The organism is Acidovorax sp. KNOB132 (genome assembly GCF_057541515.1).
The window spans coordinates 1-8,256 of the sequence record NZ_BAAJYT010000172.1; the positions used below are offsets into that span (position 1 = coordinate 1).

Here is an 8,256-nt window from a genome sequence, read left to right on the forward strand (position 1 = left end):
GACATGCAGGCCCTGGCCGAGCGCTCGCCCGACCACAGCGAGCACCGCCAGGACGAGCCGTACCGCCGCGCGCTCACCGGCATCTACCGCCCGGCCTGGCCGCCACTGGCTGCGCAACCTGACCGGGCGGCGTGAGGCCGCGCGCCATGCCGTCGCGCCGCAGAACCCCTATCCCGATGCCGAGGCCTTCCTGGCCGACCTGCGCGTGATCGAGGCCTCGCTGCGCTCGCACCGCGGCGCGGCGCTGGCCGCCGAGCGCCTGCACCCGCTGGTGCGCGCGGTGGAGGTGTTCGGCTTTCACCTGGCCACCGTGGACCTGCGCCAAAGCTCCGACCAGCACGAGAAGGTGATCGCCGAGCTGCTGGCCACGGCGCGCGTGGAGCCCGATTACGCGGCCCTGCCCGAGGCCGACCGCCGCGCGCTGCTGCTGCGCCTGCTGGCCGATGCCCGGCCGTTGCGCGTGGTGGGCGCCACGTATTCCGAGCACACCACGGGCGAGATCGCCATCTTCGAGACGGCGCGGCAGATGCGCGAGCGCTTCGGCCCGCAGGCCATCCGCCACTACATCATCAGCCACACCGAAACCGTGAGCGACCTGCTCGAAGTGCTGCTGCTGCAAAAGGAAGTGGGGCTGATGCACGGCACGCTCGATGCCGTGCCGCCCGTGCCGGGCAGCGGCGCCCGCGCCGCCACCACCGACCTTATCGTGGTGCCGCTGTTTGAGACCATCGAAGACCTGCGCAACGCCGCGCCCATCATGCGCGAGCTGTACGCCGTGCCCGGCTTCGCCGCGATGGTGCAGGCCAGCGGCGCCGAGCAGGACATCATGCTGGGCTACAGCGACAGCAACAAGGACGGCGGCATCTTCACCAGCAGCTGGGAGCTGTACCGCGCCGAGATCGCACTGGTGGAGCTGTTCGACGAACTGGTGGCCAGCCACCGCATCCAGCTGCGCATGTTCCATGGCCGCGGCGGCACCGTGGGCCGCGGGGGCGGCCCGAGCTACCAGGCCATCCTGGCGCAGCCGCCCGGCACCGTGCGCGGGCAGATCCGCCTGACCGAGCAGGGCGAGGTCATCGCCTCCAAGTACGCCAACCCCGAGATCGGCCGGCGCAACCTGGAAACCCTGGTCGCCGCCACGCTGGAGGCCACGCTGCTGCAGCCCACCAAGCCCGCCACCAAGGACTTCCTGGAGGCGGCGGCGCAGCTGTCGGTGGCCAGCATGGGCGCCTACCGCGCGCTGGTGTACGACACCCCGGGCTTCACCGATTACTTCTTCAACTCCACGCCCATCCGCGAGATCGCCGAGCTGAACATCGGCTCGCGCCCGGCCTCGCGCAAGCCCAGCCAGCGCATCGAAGACCTGCGCGCCATTCCCTGGGGCTTCAGCTGGGGCCAGTGCCGGCTCACGCTGCCGGGCTGGTACGGCTTCGGCGCCGCGGTGGAAGCCTTTGTCAGGCAGCCCGGCCAGGACTCCAAGGCGCAGATGGCCCTGCTGCAGAAGATGTACCGCCAGTGGCCGTTCTTCGGCACGCTGCTGTCCAACATGGACATGGTGCTGGCCAAGAGCGACCTGGCCCTGGCCTCGCGCTACAGCGAACTGGTGGCCGACACGCGCCTGCGCAAGAAGGTCTTCGGCGCCATCGAGGCCGAGTGGCAGCGCACGGCCGATGCGCTCACCCGCATCACCGGCGACAAGCACCGCCTGACGCACAACACCGCCCTGGCCCGGTCGATCCGCCACCGCTTTCCGTACATCGACCCGCTGCACCACCTGCAGGTCGAACTGGTGCGCCGCTGGCGCGGCGGGCAGGGCGACGAGCGCGTGCAGACCGGCATCCACATCTCGATCAACGGCATCGCGGCCGGGCTGCGCAACACCGGCTGACGGCGGGGATTGGGCGCGGCACGGGAGGGGCTGCGTGCCGTGGTATGGAATCTGCTTGGGTTCCCGCCATCCGGCGCGGGCCCGCGCCATGGTTTTTTCTTTCTCTCTCCAGGGTTGATGCGATCTTGAAAACGGCAATGGCAGGGTGGGCAAGGCGCCTGTGGGCGCAGGATGCGCTGGTGTACGGCGTGCGCGTGTTCATCGCGCTGAGCGGTGCCATGGCCGTGTGCTGGTGGCTGGACCGCGTGCCGCTGGTCACGCCGATCTTCCTGGGCATCATCGCCAGCGCCATCGCCGAGACCGACGACAACTGGCGCGGCCGGCTGCGGGCGCTGCTCGTCACGCTGGCCTGCTTCGCCACCGCCGCGTTCTCGGTCGAGGCCCTGATGCCGTGGCCCCTGTGGTTCGTGGCGGGCATGGCCGTGTCCACCTTCGGCTTCACCATGCTCGGCGCCGTGGGCGAGCGCTACCGCGCCATCGCGCTGGCCACCGTCATCCTGGCGCTCTACACCGCCATCAGCGTGGCGCCCGGCTCCCAGCGCGGGGGCGGCCCGGCCTTGGGCTTCAGCGTGCCCACCTGGCTGCTGGCCGGCGCCACCTGGTACGGCCTGCTGTCGCTGCTGTGGTGCGCGCTGTTCCCGCACCAGCCCGTGCGCCAGAACCTCGCCAAGCTCTACGGCGTGCTCGGCGCCTATCTGCGGCTCAAGGCCAGCCTGTTCGAGCCCGTGCGCGGCGTGGACGTGGAGCGCCGGCGCCTGGCGCTCGCCCAGACCAACGGCCGCGTGGTGTCCGCCCTCAACACCACCAAGGAAAGCATCTTCAGCCGCCTGGGCGCGCGCCGCGAGGCGCCGCCCCCCACCGGCCGGCTGCTGCGCCACCTGAACCTGTACTTCATCGCGCAGGACATCCACGAGCGCGCCAGCTCGTCGCACCACCACTACAACGACTGGGCCGACGTGCTGTTCCACAGCGACGTGCTCTACCGCTGCCAGCGCGTGCTGCAACTGCAGGGCGTGGACTGCACCCGTCTGGCCGAGGCCCTGCAGACGCACGAGCCCTTCGTGCGCGACCCCGCCGGCGAGCGCGCCATGGCCGACCTGCACGACTCCATCGCCCACCTGGAAAGCCAGCGCCAGAGCGCCTGGCAGCGGCCGCTGCGCAGCCTGCGCGCGCTGGCCCGCAACCTCGCCACGCTCTCCGGCCAGCTCGACGCCGCCACCCACCCCGATGGCGGCGAGCGCCTGGGCGACAGCAGCCTGCTGGACCGATCGCCCCGGTCGCTGGCCGATGCCTGGGGCCGCGTGCGCGCGCAGCTGCACCCGGGCACGCCGCTGTTTCGCCATGCCACGCGCCTGTCGCTGGCGCTCGCGGCCGGCTGCATCGCCATGCAGCTCATCGACCCCGTGCACGGCTACTGGATTCCGCTGGCCACGCTGTTCGTGTGCCAACCCACCTACGGCGCCACCGTCACGCGCGTGTCGCAGCGCGTCGCCGGCACCGCCATCGGCCTGGTGGTCGGCTGGGCGCTGCTCAAGCTCTTTCCCAGCCCGCCGCTGCAGGCGCTCTTCGCCGTGGCGGCGGGCGTGCTGTTCTTCGTCACCCGCACCACGCGTTACCTCACGGCCACCGCCGCCATCACGCTGCTGGTGCTCATGTGCTTCAACCAGGCCACCGGCGAGGCCCACGCGCTGATCCTGCCGCGCCTGCTCGACACCCTGATCGGCAGCGCCATCGCCACCGCCGCCATGATGGTCGTGCTGCCCGACTGGCAGGGCCGGCGCCTGGCCGCCGTGGCCGCGCAGGCCCTGCAGGCCAACGGGCAGTACCTGCGCGAGATCATGTCGCAGTACGCCACCGGCAAGGACGACGACCTCGATTACCGACTGGCCCGCCGCACCGCCCACAACGCCGACGCCGCCTTCTCCACCGCCCTGTCGCACATGCTGCGCGAGCCCCGCCACGTGCGCTCGCATTCGCAGGCCGGCATGCGCATGCTGGTGCTGTCGCACACCCTGCTCAACTACCTCTCGGCGCTGGGCGCGCACCGCGGCCAACTCGCCGAAGGCGTGGACGACCCACTGGTACAGGAGGGCGCCCGCTACGCCGTCGAGCGCCTCGAAGCCGTCGCCCGCGCCCTGCGCACCCGCGAGGCCCTGGAGGGTGACGCAGCCCACGGCGAAACGCTGGCCACCGCGCTGGAACAGGCCGCCGATGCCGCACCGGACACCCTGCGGCTGGTGCAGACGCAACTGGCCCTGGTGTGCCGGCAACTGGCCCTGCTGCAGGCCCTGGCCACGCAGCTGGCGGCGCGCGCTCCGGTGGCGCCGGCATAGAGGCACGGCGCGCCCCGCCTGGCAAAACCGTGCCCCATGGGGTCCTAAACCGGTCACCGAAAGCCCTGGTGAAAGTGATTTGCTTTTGGGTTACGTCACGTAACCGGAAAACCGGTTGGCATCGCGCCGAGCGCCTTCTTTGCTCCGAGAATCCGCAGTTCCAAAAAACAGGCGATCACGGACGAGGGAGGTTGCATGAAGGACATGGTCAAGATAGACCAGGAGCGGCTGCGTGCGCAGCTGGAGAAAAAGCTGCCGCCGAAGGTGCGGCTGTTTCAGCTCAACGATATTCCTGGCGTGATGCGCTCGCGCATGGGGTGGCCGGTGGCGGCGGCCTTGATGGAGCGGTGGTTTCGCGGGGCGGCTTTTGAAATGACAGACGAGATAAAGCTGAGCCAGGGCCTGCAGCGTTTGAGTCGATTGCTGCCTGCGCAATTGGATGAAAACACAGCCACCATGGCATGGGCGCTGGGGTTTGCGAGGGTACGAGCGGCGATGTCGAAGTTGCAGGCACAGTGGGCGAGTCCTGGCGCATTCGAATTGCTGAAGCAGCGCGTCAATGCGCAGGCCATGGTGAACGTTTCAGGCCCCTGGCGATTCGGCGATCTCGCTCAGCCGGCCAAAGTGCTGGACGATGTTTGCCAAGTGAACTACCTGAAATTCGGGCGTTTCAGCGATCCCTTGGATGACTTTTATGGCGCGATAGGAGAGGCGACCCTCAAAGTTGCCGTTTCTGGCCTTGTCGTTCCCAAAGGAGCAAGGAAAGCATCCATTGCAATTGATGAGCTGGGCTTTTACTTGCGCGATGCCTACGACTTCAATGATGCCGAGCGTGCTTTTCTGTCTCAGCCGCTGGGCTTCTGGGGGTTTCGAGGTGTTCAGCGTCTTCAGTGGGGTGGCGGGGTGCCGATTTCAGAGCAGTGGGTCAATCAGGAAAAGGCCCGGGTTCTTGAGCACGCCTACTGGGTGCAAAACGAGGACTTCAGAAAATGGCGTGCAAAAAATGGCCGTGGTGGAGATTTCATGGTTCTGTCCGATGTCCACCGGATGCGGCTCCCTTTCCCGATCATGTTGGAGTGGTGATGAGGTTGTTTTCCTTTAAAAAAGTCCCCTGCATCGTTTGGTGCCTGGCGCTGAACGCGTTGATTTTTCTCGGCTGGTATGTAGGCACGCCCACGTTTTCCCACAGCTACAACAGCCCCAAGGATGTTTACCGGATGGAGTTCCATCAGGCTTCCATCTTGCAGCGCATCGTTCACTACGATTTCAGGATGCCCTACGTCGTCCGCCTTTATCGCGTGTGGCCCAAGACTTTGCTGGGTGAGAGCAAGGTGGTCGACCTCGAACCGGGCGGGGAAATCCACTGGTGGTTGAGTCCCCCCAACCATGCCGTCCATGTCGGCAATGACGTGGTATTTGAAAACATCCCGCCTGAATGCACCGACGCCTCTTTGCCCCCGGCCTGCGCCGCGAGGCCTTGATGGCTACGCTCTTACCTCATCCAGGCCGCCGCGCGGTCAACGCCCAGACCCCCGCTGCCGCCAGCAGCGAGCCGCCCGCGACATGGAAGCGCCGCTGTGCCCGTGGCGATGTGAGCAGCTTGCGCGCGCTGCCAGCGAACACGGCATACAGCGTCGCATTGGTGGCGGCCAGCACCACGAAGGTGACGCCCAGTATTCCCATTTGCTGCGTCGCGCTGGCGGCGGGGCTGAGGAACTGGGGCAGGAAGGCCACGAAGAAAACGATGCCCTTCGGGTTCAACGCGGTCACCAGGTAGGTGTTCAGGAACAGGCGCCAGCGCGATGCCGGAGCGGCGGGAGCGGCGGGTGCGGCGATTTCGGTGGCGGAGATTCCGGCACGCAGCAGGCGGATGCCCAGATACAGCAGGTACAGCCCGCCGACCCACTTCACCGCGGTGAACCAGAAGGCGGAGGTCTCCAGCAGCGCGCCCAGGCCCAGAAGCGACACCACCAGCGCGGTCGAATCGCCCAGCGCCACGGCCAGCACCAGCGGCACGTTCGCGCGGCGGCCGTGCGACATCGAGTAGCTGATCACGGTGAGGATGGTCGGGCCGGGGATGACCAGCATCACGGCCGAGGCCGCGACGAAGGCGAGCCAGAGTTCGATGGGCATGGTTTTTTGCTCCTGTGGGCTGGCGTGCGACACGCCTGCGGGGGAAGGCATCGATCGATGGGTCCGAGCGATGCGTGGATGTGCCGATGGCGCCATGCACACCGGCGCCCCCATCATGGAGATTCAGGCGGGCGGACGCAACCCCGGCGACAGGCGAATGGCCTGATCGAAGACGGGCCCGGCCCGGCTGCGGTGCTTGGGCCTTGGCCGGGCGCGTCAGACCGTCCTTCCCTTCAATCCCCCAGCAGTTCCCCCACCGCCCGCAGATCCTCCACCCGGTCGCAGATCGCCTTCACGGCCATCATCACCGGAATGCCCAGCAGCAGGCCCCACAGCCCCCACAGCCAGCCCCACACCAGCACGCTGACGAACACGGCCACCGGGCTCATGCGGCTGGTCTTGCTGGTGAGCCAGGGGGTGAGCAGATTGCCCACCAGGGTGTGGATGACCAGCGATGCGCCGCCGATGGCCAGCGCCATGTCCACGGTGCCGAACTGCAGGAAGGCGACCAGCGCCGAGGCGCCCGTCACCACCACCGAGCCGATGTAGGGCGCGAGGTTGAGCACCCCGGCCACCACGCCCCAGACGGCGGGGTTTTCCAGCCCGAGCAGGGCGTACACCGCGCCGGTGGCCACGCCCACCAGCACGCTGGTGAGCAGCTGCACCAGCAGGTAGCGCTGGATCTGGCCGGTGATGTCGTCCAGCACCGCCATGGTCACCTTGCGCCGTTCCAGGCTGTGGCCGGCGATGCGCATGAGCTTGCGCCGGAACAGGTTGCCTGATGCGAGCGCGAAGAAGGTGAGGAAGATCACCACGGTGAGCTGGCCGGCGGCAGACGCCAGGCCCATGGTGCCGCTCCACACGTAGTCGCGGATGTTGAAGGGCGCGCGCTCGATCACCACGCGCTGCACGCCGCGGCGCGTCTGCGGCGGAATGCTTTCGGTGGCGGCCTGCTCGATCTGCGTGGCGGCCTTCTGCATGGTGTCCAGCGGGCTGGGCCCGCCCACGCGCTGGCGCATGGCATCGCGCACCTTGCGCGCGGCCACGGGCACCGAATCCACCAGCTCGGCCGCGCCGTCGCTGAGCGACCAGGCCGCGCCGCCCAGGCTGCCGACGATGCCCATCAGCAGCACCCCGGCCCCGAGCCAGCGCGGGATGTGCCAGCGGTGCAGGGCGGTGACCGCCGGGTGCAGCGCGGTGGTGAGCAGCACGCTCAGCATGAGGGGAATGAACACGGCGCTGGCCCAGTGCAGCAGTGCGACGGTGGCGAACAGGGCCAGCAGCGCGAGCGACATGTTGCGCACGTCGATCGGCATGTTCAGCATGAAGCCCGGCGCTCCAGGCAGGGCTGCGGCGGCAGCGTCCGCCGAGGGGCCGGTGGGCGACGGGGAAGGGGATGGTTCGGCGCGCGGTGATGCGGGCGAGGCCGGCAGCGCGGCGGGTGCGGAAGGGGCCGTGGAGGCGGGCGGCGTGGCCGATCCCTCCGGGGTCCCGGCGGCCAGGGGTTCGGGCGGCACATCGTCGCCGGGCTCGGGCGCGGCGGTGGGTGCGGATGCGGGGTTGGAGGGGGAGATGTCGGAGTGGTCGGGCGGGTCGCCGGCCGGAAGCTGCCCTGTCGTCGCGGAGGTGGGTGGAAGTTGGCGCGCCAGGGGCGGCGTGGGGGGCAGGGGGGCGGCGGGGCGGGACATGCCGCGGAGTTTTGCGCAACGCCGCTCGAACGCCGCGTAGGCGAGCACCGCAGCAGCGGGGCCGGCGCGTGCGGGAAACCCCGGGTGAAGAAGCCCCCAAGCCCCCTGGCAGCGGGGGAAAAGCCGCGCTGTTCGGCCGATGCCTTGCGCGGGCGGCCGCTAGCATTTGCGGTTATGGAATCTCTCGAAAAACGTGCACGCCCGGTCGCCCGGG

5 protein-coding genes and 1 pseudogene are annotated in these 8,256 nt (G+C 68.9%); 4 read left to right on the forward strand and 2 right to left on the reverse strand.

Translation table 11 applies throughout. The features are described 5' to 3' along the window. The 4 genes and pseudogenes from ppc to AC27IO_RS17700 all read left to right on the forward strand — a co-directional run. Positions 1–1,888, forward strand: a pseudogene (gene ppc, locus AC27IO_RS17685) (phosphoenolpyruvate carboxylase); the annotation flags it as partial. 137 nt (positions 1,889–2,025) lie between these two features. Further along, positions 2,026–4,221, forward strand: a complete 2,196-nt coding sequence (gene yccS, locus AC27IO_RS17690) for a YccS family putative transporter (RefSeq protein ID WP_284428968.1) — start codon at positions 2,026–2,028, stop codon at positions 4,219–4,221. A 195-nt stretch (positions 4,222–4,416) separates the two neighbouring features. Next, the gene (locus tag AC27IO_RS17695; RefSeq protein WP_498739939.1) at positions 4,417–5,304 is read left to right on the forward strand and encodes a DUF6402 family protein; all 888 of its coding nucleotides are present in this window, start codon (positions 4,417–4,419) and stop codon (positions 5,302–5,304) included. Next, complete coding sequence (locus tag AC27IO_RS17700; RefSeq protein ID WP_487090655.1) at positions 5,304–5,702, forward strand: hypothetical protein; 399 nt, start codon at positions 5,304–5,306, stop codon at positions 5,700–5,702. Before AC27IO_RS17695 ends, AC27IO_RS17700 begins: the two co-directional genes overlap by 1 nt. A 16-nt stretch (positions 5,703–5,718) precedes the next feature. Here AC27IO_RS17700 and AC27IO_RS17705 read toward each other — a convergent pair whose 3' ends face one another. Then, positions 5,719–6,354 carry a LysE family translocator gene (locus AC27IO_RS17705; RefSeq protein WP_498739941.1) on the reverse strand — a complete coding sequence of 212 codons (636 nt, stop codon included), beginning with the start codon at positions 6,352–6,354 and terminating at the stop codon, positions 5,719–5,721. Positions 6,355–6,587: 233 nt separating this feature from the next. Further along, entirely contained in the window at positions 6,588–8,042 is a 1,455-nt protein-coding gene (locus tag AC27IO_RS17710) for an AI-2E family transporter (RefSeq protein ID WP_498739943.1), read from the reverse strand. Positions 8,043–8,256 lie beyond the last annotated feature (214 nt).